Here is a 14442-nt window from a genome sequence, read left to right as displayed (position 1 = left end):
CCCGCGCAGCACGCGACGTGGAAGACGTCGTGGAGTAGGGGCCTAGTGTAAACTTCGAATATGGATATTGTACTGTATGCCCTCACTGCGCTCCTCTATGGCGGTCTTGCCGTGGCAGGCTGGCGCTCGCACCGGCACGCCGCCGCGCGTCCCATGCTGGAGAGCGTGCCGCCGATGCCCGCTGCCGCGCGTGTTCCGGTCGCTTCAGCCGCATCGGGCATGAGCACGCCGGGTCGTGCGCTGTTGTTCGTCGCGCTGCTCGCGCATGGCGTGCTGCTGCATACCACCATCTTCCCGCAGAATGCGATGGTGTTCGGCTTCGCGTTCGCACTGTCGGCCATGTTCTGGCTCGGCGCCGGCATCTACTGGATCGAGAGTTTTTTCTTTCCGCTCGACGGCCTGCGCCTGCTCGTGTTGCCACTCGCGTGCATCGCGTCGCTGTTGCCGCTGGCGTTTAACGGCGTGCGCGTGCTGCCGTATTCGGCCGCGCCGATGTTCAAGCTGCACTTCCTGATCGCCAACATCGCGTATGGTCTGTTTGCGATCGCGGCGCTGCACGCCATTCTGATGCTGCTCGTCGAGCGGCGTCTGCATGCGATGCGCGGCGGGCTCGCGCAGCGGCACGCGGCCGCCGCGGGCAACGGCTGGCTGTCGAGCTGGCTCGACACGCTGCCGCCGCTGCTGACGCTGGAGAAGCTGCTGTTCCGTCTGATCGGCGCGGGCTTCGTGCTGCTGACGCTCACGCTCGTGTCGGGCATCCTGTTCAGCGAGCAACTGGTCGATCGCGCGCTGCGGCTCGATCACAAAACCGTCTTCGCGATTCTTTCCTGGGTGATGTTCGGCGCGTTGCTGACCGCGCGCAAGGTGTCCGGCTGGCGCGGCCGTGCGGCATTGCGCTGGGTGCTGGCGTCGTTCGTCGCGCTGTTGCTGGCGTACGTCGGCAGCCGTTTTGTCTTCGAGGTGCTGTTGCACCGTGCCGTAGTGTGAGCGTGTCCCCATGCGACAAATTTTTTTGCTGATCCTGCTGTTCATCGTCGGCCAATGGCTGGTGAAGGCGGTGCGCCGTCATGATGCGCAAACGGCCCGCCGCACCGGCACGGGCGCGCAGGGCGCTGGCCCCAGAAGCGCCAATGGTGCTGCCAGCGGCGGCGCGCAGCCCACCGCCGCGCCGCAACTCGCCGAGCCGATGATCCGCTGCGTCGAATGCGGCGTGCACGCGCCGAAGAGCGACTCGGTCGTGGTGGCGGGGCAGCCGTTCTGCAGCGCCGCGCACGCGCAGCGTCACGGCGCGCGTCCCTCGGGCCGCGACGCTCGATGAGCGTCGAATTCGCCGTCGATGCAGACGGCTGGGTCGCCGCCGCTCGCCAACTGCCATCGCCGAATTTCGAAGCGCGGCCCGCCGGGGCCGTGCCGACGCTGATCGTCGTCCACAACATCAGCCTGCCGCCCGACGAGTTCGGCGGCACGGCGATCGCCGAACTGTTCCAGAACACGCTCGATTGCGATGCGCACCCGTACTACGACTCGCACCTGCGCGGCGTGCGGGTGTCGGCGCATTTCGTGATTCATCGCGACGGCGCGCTCGCACAGTTCGTCTCGTGCAACGAGCGCGCGTGGCACGCGGGGCCGTCGAATTTTTTCGGCCGCGAGCGCTGCAATGATTTTTCGATCGGCATCGAACTGGAGGGCAGCGACACGACTGCCTTCGAAGCGGCGCAATACCGCACGCTCGGTGCCCTGGTGAGCGCGCTGAAGGCGCGCTATCCGGTCGAAGCGCTGGCCGGCCACTCGGACATCGCCCCCGGTCGCAAGAGCGATCCGGGGCCGCATTTCGAATGGCAGCGGCTGCAAAAAGATACGGCGCTTGCCGATCAGTACTTCCCCTATCTCAAGTTTTCCAAAACGCTGTAACACCCCTTCGCGCGAGTTCGCGTGATGCGAGGAGAGCGAGGCGCGGCCTCGTTCTCCGGGAGGCGGCTTCGCAGCGCGCGATGCAGAAAGTCAACCCCGACGGCCCAAATAAAACGATTTGACCTGTCTTGAATCTCCACTATACTTGGTGCCGTAGATTCAGTTGCACACTATATCTTGTGTCGAGTGTGCATAACTGTGTGGATAACCCGGTGCATAAATCAGCGGCGCCCCGTTCGGTGGAACACGGCGCCGCAAGCATTCCAGCAGAGACAAAATTTTGGGGCACAGCCGGTAGAGACCTCCGGCCGCACCCGGAAGCATTCAGAAAAAGGCACAGCAAGTGATCGCGACACACCCGATGAAGACCGTTACGAATTCGAACCAGGCGTCATCGCAGTCGCATCCCGCCAACCGGGCCGGCCGGCCTTTTTCCTACCCCTCAGCGCTGCCGTTCGCGGCGGCGCAGCGTTCGATTTAATCCGCGGCACCCGCCGCACCATTTCCAGGACCAGGAGCTTTGCACATGCAAACCACCGACAACGTGACGACCCGGTACGAGGGTTCACCGACTGGCCAAGCCTTTGGCCAGGCACAAGGCGCTCAGGCGCTCGCGCCGCAGACGACCTACGCCGACTACAAGGTGATCCGTCGCAATGGCAGCGTGGTGTCGTTCGAACCGTCGAAGATCGCCATCGCCGTGACGAAGGCGTTCCTCGCCGTCAACGGTGGTCAGGGCGCGGCATCGGCGCGCGTGCGCGAACTGGTCGAGCAACTCACGCAGAGCGTGGTGCGCGCGCTCGTGCGCAGCCGCCCGAACGGCGGCACGTTCCACATCGAAGACATTCAGGATCAGGTCGAACTCGCGCTGATGCGCGGCGGCGAACATAACGTCGCGCGTGCTTACGTGCTGTATCGCGAGAAGCGCACGCAGGCGCGCGGTCACGACGAGCAGGTCGCCGCGAGCGCGCCGGGTCTGAACGTCACCGACAACGGCGTCACGCGTCCGCTCGATCTGGTCGCGCTGCGCGGCATCATCGAATCCGCTTGCGCGAACCTGGGCGACGCCGTGAGCGCCGACCCGATCATCGCGGAAACGGTGAAGAACCTGTACGACGGCGTGCCGATGAGCCAGGTCTACGACTCGGCCATTCTCGCTGCGCGCACGATGATCGAAAAGGACCCGGCTTACAGCCAGGTCACGGCGCGCATCCTGCTGCACACGATCCGCCGCGAGATCCTCGAAGAAGAAGTCACGCAAGCCGAAATGGGCGAGCGTTACGCCGAATACTTCCCGCAGTTCATCAAGCGCGGCGTGCAAGCCGAACTGCTCGACGACAAGCTGCTGCAGTTCGACCTGAAGCGCCTCGGCGCCGCGCTCGACAACAATCGCGACCTGCAATTCGGCTACCTCGGTCTGCAAACGCTGTATGACCGCTACTTCCTGCATCACGACAACGTGCGCATCGAAATGCCGCAGGCATTCTTTATGCGTGTCGCGATGGGCCTGTCGCTGAACGAGATCGACCGCGAAGCGCGCGCGATCGAGTTCTACAACGTGCTGTCGAGCTTCGACTTCATGTCGTCCACGCCGACGCTGTTCAACTCGGGCACACGCCGCTCGCAACTGTCGTCGTGCTACCTGACGACGGTCGACGACGACCTCGACGGCATTTACGAAGCGCTGAAGGAAAACGCGCTGCTCTCGAAGTTCGCCGGCGGTCTGGGCAACGACTGGACGCGTGTGCGTGCGCTCGGCTCGCACATCAAGGGCACCAACGGCAAGTCGCAAGGCGTCGTGCCGTTCCTGAAGGTCGTCAACGACACGGCGGTCGCCGTGAACCAGGGCGGCAAGCGCAAGGGCGCGGTGTGCGCGTACCTGGAAACGTGGCACCTGGACATCGAAGAATTCCTCGAGCTGCGCAAGAACACCGGTGACGACCGTCGCCGCACGCACGACATGAACACGGCGAACTGGATTCCCGACCTGTTCATGAAGCGCGTGATGGAAGGCGGCGACTGGACGCTGTTCTCGCCGTCCACCTGCCCGGACCTGCACGACAAGTTCGGCGCCGAGTTCGAAGCGGCTTACACGGCTTACGAAGACAAGGTCGCACGCGGCGAGATCAAGCTGTTCAAGAAGATTCCGGCGGCGCAACTGTGGCGCAAGATGCTGGGCATGCTGTTCGAGACCGGCCATCCGTGGATCACGTTCAAGGATCCGTGCAATGTGCGCTCGCCGCAACAGCACGTCGGCGTCGTCCACTCGTCGAACCTGTGCACGGAAATCACGCTGAACACCAGCGACGCCGAAATCGCGGTCTGCAACCTGGGCTCGGTGAACCTCGTCGCCCACCTGAAGGAACAGGCCGACGGCACGCTCGCGCTCGACCACGACAAGCTCAAGCGCACCGTCAGCGTGGCGATGCGCATGCTCGACAACGTGATCGACATCAACTACTACGCGGTCGCCAAGGCGCGTAACTCGAACCTGAAGCACCGTCCGGTCGGCATGGGCATCATGGGCTTCCAGGACTGTCTGCACCTGCTGCGCACGCCGTACGCGTCGCAAGAGGCGGTTCAGTTCGCCGACACGTCGATGGAAGCGGTCTGCTACTACGCCTACTACGCATCGACCGAACTGGCGCAGGAGCGCGGCCGTTACTCGAGCTACCGTGGCTCGCTGTGGGATCGCGGCATCCTCCCGCAAGACTCGGTGAAGCTGCTTGCCGAAGCGCGCGGCGGTTACGTCGAAGTCGATTCGAGCGAGTCGATGGACTGGACCGAACTGCGTTCGCGCATCGCCACCTACGGCATGCGCAACTCGAACTGCGTCGCGATCGCGCCGACGGCGACGATCTCGAACATCATCGGCGTGTCGGCCTGTATCGAACCGACGTTCCAGAACCTGTATGTGAAGTCGAACCTGTCGGGCGAATTCACAGTGGTCAACGACTACCTGGTGCGCGACCTGAAGGCGCGTGGCCTGTGGGACGAAGTGATGGTCGCCGACCTGAAGTACTTCGACGGCACGCTCTCGCGCATCGACCGTATCCCGGCCGACCTGCGCGCGATCTACGCGACCGCGTTCGAACTCGATCCGGTGTGGCTCGTCGAAGCGGCCTCGCGTCGTCAGAAGTGGATCGACCAGGCGCAGTCGCTGAACATTTACATGGGCGGCGCATCGGGTAAGAAGCTCGACGAAATCTACAAGCTCGCCTGGGTGCGCGGTCTGAAGACGACCTACTACCTGCGCACGATGGCGGCGACGCACGTCGAGAAGTCGACGGTGGCGCACGGCGCGCTGAACGCGGTGAGCTCGGGTGGCGGCGAAGGTTCGGGCGGTGCCGCAGGTGGCGCAGCGGGCGGCTTCGGCGTGAGCGGCGGTGCAGCGTCGGGCGGCATTCAGGCTGCTGCGGCAGCGCCGGCGGTCGCGGTCGAAGCAGCGCCGGAAGCGGATGGTCCGGTGTGCATGATGCGTCCGGGCGACCCTGGCTTTGAAGAGTGCGAGGCTTGCCAGTAAGTACGCGGCAAGCAGCAGGATCGCTGCTTGCTGACGGGTCGTAGGTGATGACCCGCATGCAGCGATCCGCGCACCTGTTCGAGGTGCGGCAGAAGTGAAGTCGATGAGCGCTCCGGCGTCGATCGAGTGGCCGATGCAGGTGAAACGAAGGTGACGCGATCGACGCCGAGCCGCTCATCGACAGCAGTGCAGGCAACGGAAGACGCAGCAAACTGAAGACATGAAGCGAGAGACCTGGCAGCAGCGCGGGGCTCGGCAGTCGGCGGCACCAGACGAAGCGCGCGGCACAGCGCTCAGCAAACGGCTTCGAACGATGGACCGCTCAACCAGGTGGCCGCATGCATCGTTCGACATGGCATTGAACTTCACCTCGCTCACGCTGACGAAGTGGCCAATGCGAGGCAGCAGTCAGCAAGCAGTCGGCAAGCGTAAGACGCTGCAAACACACTCCGCGATACAGATAGATAGAGCAGCGAAATGTCGCTTCGACACGTTGCTCTTCGACCTCGCGAAGCGCCTCGACGACACACGTTCAACACGCTTCACTCGAAGCGTCACACACAGTCTGTTGAACAAAGTGTTGTATGAACGTAGCAACGCGAATCGAAAACAGGATTTTTCGCGAGCGAACTCTTTTATCGCTCGTGAAAAGATGGTACAAACCGTTCTAAATTGATGGTGACATTTATGCTCAACTGGGATGACGAGATCACTGCCGTAACTCCCTCGAGCGGCGCGCAACAGAATGCGTTGCGCAACGCAGCGGGACCGGCTGTCGGTTCGCAAGTCGGAACGCGTTCCGCTCCTCATGCTCCCTCGGCTCAAGACGTGTTCGCGAACGACATCGCTGTCGCTCCCGTCGCTCACGCTTCCGGCGCGGCTGCCGTTTCGGAAGCGCGGGTCAATGTCGCCGACAAACGCATCATCAACGGCCAGACCGACGTCAATCAGTTGGTGCCGTTCAAGTACAAGTGGGCTTGGGAAAAGTATCTGGCTGGTTGCGCCAACCACTGGATGCCGCAAGAAGTGAACATGTCGCGCGACATCGCCTTGTGGAAAGACCCGAACGGTCTGACCGAAGACGAGCGCCGCATCGTCAAGCGCAACCTGGGCTTCTTCGTGACGGCCGACTCGCTGGCCGCCAACAACATCGTGCTGGGCACCTACCGCCACATCACGGCGCCCGAATGCCGCCAGTTCCTGCTGCGCCAGGCGTTCGAAGAGGCGATCCACACGCACGCTTACCAGTACATCGTCGAATCGCTGGGCCTCGACGAAGGCGAAATCTTCAACGCGTATCACGAGGTCACCTCGATCCGCGCGAAAGACGAATTCCTGATTCCGTACATCAACGTGCTGACCGATCCGGGCTTCAAGACCGGCACGCTCGAGACAGACCAGACTCTGCTGCGCTCGCTGATCGTGTTCGCCTGTGTGATGGAAGGCCTGTTCTTCTACGTCGGCTTTACACAAATCCTGGCGCTCGGCCGCCAGAACAAGATGACCGGCGCGGCGGAACAGTACCAGTACATCCTGCGCGACGAGTCGATGCACTGCAACTTCGGCATCGACCTGATCAACCAGATCAAACTCGAAAACCCGCAGCTGTGGACGGCTGAGTTCCGCGCGGAAATCCGCGAGATCTTCCAGCAGGCGGTCGAACTCGAATATCGTTACGCAGAAGACACGATGCCGCGCGGGGTGCTCGGCCTCAATGCGTCGATGTTCAAGAGCTATCTGCGCTTCATCTGCAACCGCCGTTGCCAGCAGATCGGTCTCGATCCGCTGTACCCGAACGAGGAAAACCCGTTCCCGTGGATGAGCGAGATGATCGACCTGAAGAAGGAACGCAACTTCTTCGAGACACGAGTGATCGAATATCAAACTGGCGGCGCGCTGACCTGGGAGTGATCCGGGTTCGTGTCGCAGATGCATTCATCGATGGGGATGCCGCCGGCTTCGGCCGCGGCAATTTTGGTTAGGAGCAAAACCGCCTGATGCAAAGCGTGCCCGGTGCCTTAGCGGCCCACAAACATGACAGGCACTTTGCGAACCCTTCAGTGGGATGGGCAGACTTCCCCCCGGAAAAAGCCGCTGGCGACGCCGCCAGCGGCTCGATCAAGCAATTGCCGGCGTTCCGCTTGAACGCCGACCAGATCTGGCGCGCGGTGCCTTGTGGCACGGCGCGCCTTACCGCATTCATTAGCGTAAGCGCGCGGCACCTGCGTACGCCGATGAATAGCCCGCTTCGTAGCGCGCGCCCTGAGAAGCGTCCGCGGGAAGCGGGTTTTGACGAAGGGTGTAGTTTGAACTGACTCTCATCTGAAAACCTGAAGGAGAAAATGATGGCAACTGCAAAGAAAGCCGCCGCTAAGAAACCCGCAGCGAAGAAGGTCGCAGCAAAGAAGGCTGCTCCGGCTAAGAAAGCTGCTCCGGCAAAGAAAGTCGCTGCCAAGAAAGTCGCAGTGAAGAAGGTTGCAGCGAAGAAGGCAGCACCGGCTAAGAAGGTTGCGGCGAAGAAAGCTGCGCCGGCCAAGAAGGTTGCAGCCAAGAAAGTCGCAGCGAAGAAAGTTGCTGTGAAGAAGGTCGCGGCGAAGAAAGCAGCACCGGCGAAGAAAGCCGCAGTGAAGAAGGTTGCAGCGAAGAAGGCAGCACCGGCGAAGAAGGCCGCAGCGAAGAAGGCTGCACCGGCCAAGAAGGCTGCTGCGAAGAAGGCGGCGCCCGCGAAAAAGGCTGCTGCTAAAAAGGCTGCGCCTGCGAAAAAGGCTGCCGCTAAAAAGGCTGCGCCTGCCAAGAAGGCTGCTGCGAAGAAGGCGGCTGCTCCTGCGAAGAAGGCTGCTCCTGCGAAGAAGGCTGTCGCCAAGAAGGCAGCGCCTGCACCCGCAGCGACTTCTGTCTCGAGCGCACCGGCGGCGACGGTGAAGACCGCGCTGAACCCGGCAGCAGCATGGCCGTTCCCGACGGGCAGCCGTCCGTAAGCAGTCGATAAGCAGTAGAAATACTTCGGCACGTCGCACGATGTGTCCGATGATCGAGTGGCGCTTAAGCGGTGGTAAGCGCTACTCTGTCAGGGTCCCGTTGCCGGTTTCCGGCGGCGGGATTTTTTTTGCCCGGCGTTTTGACGAGCCCGTTTGCGATCGATTGAGGAGCGGCTGAGTGGTTCGGCGGGAAAAACTGCAGGCAAAAAAAACGCATGCACAGGGGAGGGCATGCGTCTGAGGTCGTCGCGGCGGCGTGTCAGCCGGCCGCGCGAGAGGGAAAGCTTGAGTTAGTGCGTGACGCGCGTGACGCCGCCGCTGGAGAGAAGCCGCACGCGGTCGCCCGCGCGGAAGATTTCGCCGGTGGTGGTTTGGGTGATGGCGCGCATGTCGCCATTGTCGAGCCGCACGGTGATCTCGACGCCGTCGCGCATCGCGACGCTGTTCTCGACCGCATTGCCGGCAACCGCACCGCCTATGCCGCCGATGATGCCCGTGGCGATCGAGCCGCGGCCGCCGCCGATCGTGCTGCCGGCCAGTGCACCCAGCGCGCCGCCGCCGACCGCGCCCAGTCCGCTCGGCTGGCCGTTGTTCGAGCTGATCCGTACTGCGCGCACGCTGTCTACCGTGCCCATGCGGACCGTCTGTTCGCGCTGTGCCTGCGACGCCGTGAAGACGTTTGGAGAACTGCTGTTGCTCGCGCAGCCCGACATGGCCAGCGAACCGGCGATCAGCGTAGCGACGATCAGGCGACTCGTTGTTCTCATTCCCTAACTCCCATAGCTCTCGGTATCAAGGCAGGCTGTAACCGAATGCCTGCGCGAACCGTTCGTTGATCTCCGCCCGGGTGGGCGCATAGTTTTGCGGGCCTTGCTGCTCGATTTTCAAAGCACCCATCAGACTCGCGAGGCGTCCCGTGGTGGCCCAGCCAAGCTTGTTCTCGATACCGTACAGCAAGCCGCCGCGGAAAGCATCGCCACAGCCGGTGGGATCGAGCACCTGCTTCGCCTCGACTGCCGGAATGCTTTCGATGCCGCCGGCATGATGGATCTGTGCACCCTGTGCGCCGAGCGTGACGATCAACGCTTCGACCTTGCCGGCGATCTCTTCGATCGACCAGCCGGTCTTGTTGCTCACCAGCTTGGCTTCGTAATCGTTGACAGCTACGTACGTGGCAAGTTCAATCATGCGCCGCAGCGTAGCGCCGTCGAAGAGCGGCAAGCCCTGGCCCGGATCGAAGATGAACGGCACGCCGGCGGCCGCCAGATGTTCCGAATGCTGGATCATGCCGTCGTAGCCGTCCGGTCCCACGATGCCGAGCGTGATGCCTTTCGCTTCGTCAGCGCGGTTCAGATGCGACTGCATCATCGCGCCCGGATGGAACGCGGTGATCTGATTGTTTTCCAGGTCGGTGGTGATCATCGCCTGGGCCGTGTAGGTGTCCGGCACGACGAGCACGCTTTCAGTCGACAGCCCGAGCTGCTCGAAGCGCTCGACGTAGCGCTGCGCGTCCACTGCGCCGAGCGTGCCCATGATGCGTGCGTCGCCGCCGAGCAGATGCAGCGCGTAGGCGATGTTGCCCGCGCAGCCGCCGAACTCGCGGCGCATGGTCGGCACGAGAAAGCTCACGTTCAGGATGTGGACCTGCTCCGGCAGGATGTGCTCCCGGAAGCGCCCTTCGAAAGTCATGATGTTGTCGTAGGCGAGCGAGCCGCAAATGAGCGTAGCCAAGGCGAGCGTTCCTGTAAAAATGCGAGGGAAAGAGGGCGCACGACGATGCGACAGCGCCGCGCTCAAGGCGCGGCGCCGGGTTCGTGCGCGAGGGATTTACTTCAGCGCGGCGAGTGCTGCGTCGTAGTTCGGCTCGTTCTTGATTTCGCTGACCAGCTCGGCGTGCACGACCTTGTCGTTCTCGTCGATCACGACCACGGCGCGCGCCGTCAGGCCGGTCAGCGGGCCGCTCGTCACGTCGACGCCATATGCTTGCGCGAACTCATGGCCGCGGAACGTCGAGGCCGTGACGACGTTCTCGATGCCTTCGGTCGTGCAGAAGCGCGACGCGGCGAACGGCAGATCGCCCGACACGACGATCACGGCCGTGTTGGTCAGCTTCGCGGCGGCTTCGTTGAACTTGCGGGTCGAGGTGGCGCAGGTCGGTGTGTCGAGGCTCGGGACGATGTTCAGCACCTTGCGCTTGCCCGCGAAATCGGCGAGCGTCAGCGGCTTCAGATCCTTGCCGACCAGCGAGAAAGCAGCTGCGCTCTGGCCCACCGACGGGAACGTGCCGGCTACTTCGATTGGGTTGCCACCCAGCGTGACTTGACTCATGTTGTTGTGCTCCGAAAATTCGTCAGTAATGACGGTGAAAGCGCCCAGTCATGGCCGGGCGCACGAGGGTGCGTTACGGATAGAAGATCTGTACGCGGAAATTGGAGGCGACCGCCGTGCCTGTGTCGAGATGCACGATCATGGTTTGCGTCGTGTGCGCCGGCAGGCCGGCTGCGATCGCCGTGCCGGGCGCCACATAGTCTTGCGGCCACAGCACCCGCCGCACGGCCACGTTGTTCTGGTCGTCGAGCAGCGTGAGTTCGATGGCGGGATAGGCGAGCGCGATGCCGTAGCGGTTGTGCAGCGGCATCTTCAGTTCGAGCTTGTGCGGGCCGTCGATCTGCCGCAGATCGGATGGTTCGACCTGCAAACCGTCGATGTCGTGCGGCGGCGTCAGCTGGCAGCCGAGATACGAGCAAGCCTTCACATACAGCGTCTGCGTGCGCGGCAGATATACCTGCACGGTTTCGCGCTGCCACCATGCGAGTTGCGCGAGCAGCACGAAAACCAATACCAGTCCCACAATCGATGCCGCAATCGCCCGGCCCACGCGCCGCGCGTCGGCGGGACGGGTTTCTCGCACGACCGGGAAGGGGTCGCTGCCGTCGTTCACGGGGTTGACGGAGAAGGGTTCGCCGCCGGAAGCGGCCGGAGCCGCACCACCGATGCCGGGACCACCGGGACCGCCCGTGCCTGACCCGCCCGCGCCCGCAGCCGCGGCCGCGGCCGCGCCGAAACCGGCCGCGCCCAGATCCGCGGCGGCGCCTAAGCCCGAGGTGCCGAAATGCGGTTCATTGTCGGCGATGCCATGCAAGCTCGCCGTTTCACCGAGCGCCGGTTCTGACACGCGGTCGGTCTTGTGCCAGACCCGCGGCGCTTCTTCCACGGGCGGTTCGTCGTTGGCCTGGTACGCGTAGGGGTCGAGCGGCGCGTCGGCCAGCACGGGTTCGTCGTCGGGGGGCAGGGGCTTGCTGAAGACGTCGGCCGGCAGTTCCGGTTCGACGGGCTGATCGGGTGTGCGCGCGGCGCCCGCGTCGGTCGAGACGGGCGCGAGCGGCACATTGCCGGCCTTGTGCAGCAGACGGTTGTCGATGGAAGCGTCGGGCACGGGCGCCCCCGGGTCCCACGCTTGGGCGCTGAAGTCGGGGTCTGTAGGACGCACGCCCGACAGCGCCTCGATTGCCGCCGCAGCAGCGACCGGTTTGGCGGTGGAGAAGTCACCGCCTCCGGTGACGTCGAACAGGCTGCTCGACGCGTCGAATACTTCGTGGCAGTGCCCGCAGCGCACGAGCCCGCGGCGCTGCGCGAGCTGCGCCGGTTGCAGACGGAAGACGGTTTCGCAGAAGGGGCAGCGCGTCGCCAGGAGCATATTGAGCCGGTAAGCCAGAAGGCCGATGGTTGGACAATACGCCTTATTCTAATGGCTTTCGCGGCGCGTTCCCGTGAGACATACCCAACCTTCGTGTTCGCGCCACACGCCGATGTCGATCCAGCGCGCGTAGACCTGCGCGACTTCATCGGCCTGCCGCGCCAGAATGCCGGACAATGCGATCCGGCCGCCCGGCTTGACCTTCGACGAAAGCATCGACGCCATCAACTTGAGCGGGTTGGACAGGATGTTGGCGACTACGATATCGAACTCGCCGGTGGGACATTCGTCAGGCAAACCGTAGGTGACTTCGGCCCGGTTGCGCTCGCTGTTGTGACGCGCCGACTCGACCGCTTGCGGGTCGATGTCGATGCCGTACACGGGATTCGCGCCGCACTTCTTCGCGAGGATCGCGAGGATGCCGGAGCCGCAGCCGTAATCGAGCACGGACTGCTCGGGCTTGACCGATTGCTCCAGCCACTCCATGCACAGACGCGTGGTCGGATGGCTGCCGGTGCCGAACGCGAGACCCGGGTCCAGTTCCAGCACGAGTGCTTCAGGGTCCGGCGCATCGTGCCACGACGGCACGACCCAGATGCGTTCACCGATCGGAATCGGATCGAACTGCGATTGCGTGAGCCGCACCCAATCCTGTTCCTCGACTTCCCGCACGGTGAACGACGGCGCGCTTTCCAGCCCGATTTCGTTCGACGCGGCGGTCAGCAACACCGCCGGCTCGTGTTCCGGCGCAAGCAGCGCGATCACGCGCGAACGCTGCCAGGCCGTGCGATCCGGCGTGAGACCGGGCTCGCCGAACAGCGGCTGCTCGTCGGGCGTGTCGGCGTCCGCGTCTTCGACCGATACGGACAACGCGCCCAGCTCGAGCAGCGCGTCGGAAAATTCCTCCGCGTGCTCGCGTGCCAGCTCGGCGATCAGTTCCCGGTAGCTCATGACTTACGCTTCTTCCGGCGCGGCCTGCAGCTTCGCGGCCAACCGGTTTTCGAGGTAGTGAATGCTGGTGCCGCCTTCGACGAACTTCGCGTCCAGCATCAGTTCGCGGTGCAGCGGGATGTTGGTCTGAATGCCTTCGACCACCATCTCCGACAGCGCGATGCGCATGCGCTTGATCGCCTGCTCGCGAGTTGCGCCGTAAGCGATCAGCTTGCCGATCATCGAATCATAGTTCGGCGGAACGAAATAGCCGTTGTACGCGTGCGAATCGACGCGGATGCCGGGGCCGCCCGGCATGTGCCACGAGGTCAAACGACCCGGCGACGGAATGAACTTGAACGGATCTTCGGCGTTGATCCGGCATTCGATCGCATGGCCCTTGAACACGATGTCGCGCTGACGGAAGGCGAGCTTCTCGCCGGCCGCGATGCGGATCTGTTCCTGCACGATGTCGACGCCCGTGATCAGCTCGGTCACCGGATGCTCGACCTGCACGCGCGTGTTCATTTCGATGAAGTAGAACTCGCCGTTTTCGTACAGGAACTCAAACGTGCCCGCGCCCAGATAGCCCATCTTCTTGCAGGCATCCGCGCAACGGTCGCCGATGCGGTCGATCAGACGGCGTGCGATACCCGGCGCCGGCGCTTCCTCGATCACCTTCTGGTGGCGTCGCTGCATCGAGCAGTCGCGCTCGCCGAGCCAGACGGCGTTCTTGAACGAGTCGGACAACACCTGGATTTCGATGTGCCGCGGGTTCTCCAGGAATTTCTCCATGTAGACCTGCGGGTTGCCGAACGCGCGGCCGGCTTCTTCGCGGGTCATGTTGACCGCGTTGACCAGCGCCGCTTCGGTGTGCACCACGCGCATGCCGCGGCCACCGCCGCCGCCGGCGGCCTTGATGATGACCGGGTAGCCGACCTGGCGGGCAATCTTCACGATCTCTTTCGGATCTTCCGGCAATGCGCCTTCCGAGCCCGGCACGCAAGGCACGCCGGTCTTGATCATGGTCTGCTTGGCCGTGACCTTGTCGCCCATCATCCGGATCGTTTCCGGGCGCGGGCCGATGAACGTGAAGCCGGACTGCTCGACACGCTCGGCGAAGTCGGCGTTCTCCGACAGGAAGCCGTAGCCGGGGTGGATCGCTTCGGCGTCGGTCACTTCGGCCGCGCTGATCAGCGCCGGCATGTTCAGATAGCTCAGGTTAGAAGGCGCCGGGCCGATACAGACCGCCTCGTCGGCGAGCTTCACGTACTTGGCTTCCTTGTCGGCTTCCGAATAGACGACGACCGTCTTGACGCCGAGTTCGCGGCAGGCGCGCTGGATACGAAGCGCGATCTCGCCACGATTGGCAATGAGGATTTTTTCAAACATAGCGGGTTTTC

General features: G+C 63.5%; 14 protein-coding genes. 8 read left to right on the top strand and 6 right to left on the bottom strand.

Going from position 1 to position 14442, the window contains the following annotated elements:
• Nucleotides 1-60 precede the first annotated feature (60 nt).
• The 8 genes from ccsA to B0G69_RS03910 all read left to right on the top strand — a co-directional run bounded on the left by ccsA (nt 61) and on the right by B0G69_RS03910 (nt 8412).
• Complete coding sequence (gene ccsA / locus B0G69_RS03945; protein ID WP_121315749.1) at nt 61-987, top strand: cytochrome c biogenesis protein CcsA; 927 nt, start codon at nt 61-63, stop codon at nt 985-987.
• Nucleotides 988-997: 10 nt separating this feature from the next.
• On the top strand, nt 998-1318 hold the full coding sequence (locus B0G69_RS03940; protein WP_121315748.1) for a PP0621 family protein: 321 nt from the start codon (nt 998-1000) through the stop codon (nt 1316-1318).
• Complete coding sequence (gene ampD / locus B0G69_RS03935) at nt 1315-1911, top strand: 1,6-anhydro-N-acetylmuramyl-L-alanine amidase AmpD (protein WP_121315747.1); 597 nt, start codon at nt 1315-1317, stop codon at nt 1909-1911. The genes B0G69_RS03940 and ampD overlap by 4 nt, the downstream gene beginning before the upstream one ends.
• 526 nt (nt 1912-2437) lie before the next feature.
• Nucleotides 2438-5434 (top strand): ribonucleoside-diphosphate reductase subunit alpha, encoded by a 2997-nt coding sequence (locus B0G69_RS03930; protein ID WP_121315746.1) that lies wholly within the window; start codon nt 2438-2440, stop codon nt 5432-5434.
• A gap of 220 nt (nt 5435-5654) precedes the next feature.
• Entirely contained in the window at nt 5655-6110 is a 456-nt protein-coding gene (locus B0G69_RS03925) for a hypothetical protein (RefSeq protein ID WP_121315745.1), read from the top strand.
• Between the two features lie 11 nt (nt 6111-6121).
• Nucleotides 6122-7345, top strand: coding sequence for a ribonucleotide-diphosphate reductase subunit beta (locus B0G69_RS03920; protein WP_121315744.1), 1224 nt, complete (start codon nt 6122-6124; stop codon nt 7343-7345).
• Nucleotides 7346-7431: 86 nt separating this feature from the next.
• Entirely contained in the window at nt 7432-7749 is a 318-nt protein-coding gene (locus B0G69_RS03915; RefSeq protein ID WP_121315743.1) for a hypothetical protein, read from the top strand.
• A gap of 30 nt (nt 7750-7779) precedes the next feature.
• Complete coding sequence (locus B0G69_RS03910; protein ID WP_121315742.1) at nt 7780-8412, top strand: histone H1-like repetitive region-containing protein; 633 nt, start codon at nt 7780-7782, stop codon at nt 8410-8412.
• A gap of 290 nt (nt 8413-8702) precedes the next feature.
• Here the strand turns inward: B0G69_RS03910 and B0G69_RS03905 are convergent, their stop codons facing one another.
• The 6 genes from B0G69_RS03905 to accC form a co-directional block, all read right to left on the bottom strand.
• Nucleotides 8703-9179, bottom strand: a complete 477-nt coding sequence (locus tag B0G69_RS03905) for a hypothetical protein (protein ID WP_121315741.1) — start codon at nt 9177-9179, stop codon at nt 8703-8705.
• Nucleotides 9180-9204: 25 nt separating this feature from the next.
• Nucleotides 9205-10143: a carbohydrate kinase family protein gene (locus B0G69_RS03900; protein WP_121315740.1), complete on the bottom strand. Its 939-nt coding sequence runs from the start codon at nt 10141-10143 to the stop codon at nt 9205-9207.
• 96 nt (nt 10144-10239) lie between these two features.
• Complete coding sequence (gene tpx / locus B0G69_RS03895) at nt 10240-10740, bottom strand: thiol peroxidase (RefSeq protein WP_121315739.1); 501 nt, start codon at nt 10738-10740, stop codon at nt 10240-10242.
• 73 nt (nt 10741-10813) lie between these two features.
• Complete coding sequence (locus tag B0G69_RS03890) at nt 10814-12109, bottom strand: zinc-ribbon and DUF3426 domain-containing protein (RefSeq protein WP_121315738.1); 1296 nt, start codon at nt 12107-12109, stop codon at nt 10814-10816.
• Between the two features lie 48 nt (nt 12110-12157).
• Nucleotides 12158-13060, bottom strand: coding sequence for a 50S ribosomal protein L11 methyltransferase (prmA, locus tag B0G69_RS03885; RefSeq protein WP_121315737.1), 903 nt, complete (start codon nt 13058-13060; stop codon nt 12158-12160).
• 3 nt (nt 13061-13063) lie between these two features.
• Nucleotides 13064-14431 (bottom strand): acetyl-CoA carboxylase biotin carboxylase subunit, encoded by a 1368-nt coding sequence (gene accC / locus B0G69_RS03880; RefSeq protein ID WP_020071265.1) that lies wholly within the window; start codon nt 14429-14431, stop codon nt 13064-13066.
• Between the last annotated feature and the right edge of the window lie 11 nt (nt 14432-14442).

The sequence above is a fragment of the Paraburkholderia sp. RAU2J genome (assembly GCF_003634845.1).
Classification (GTDB): Bacteria; Pseudomonadota; Gammaproteobacteria; order Burkholderiales; family Burkholderiaceae; genus Paraburkholderia; species Paraburkholderia fynbosensis.
Note: the sequence above shows the minus strand (reverse complement) of the source record. Positions and strands in the feature narration are given on the sequence as shown.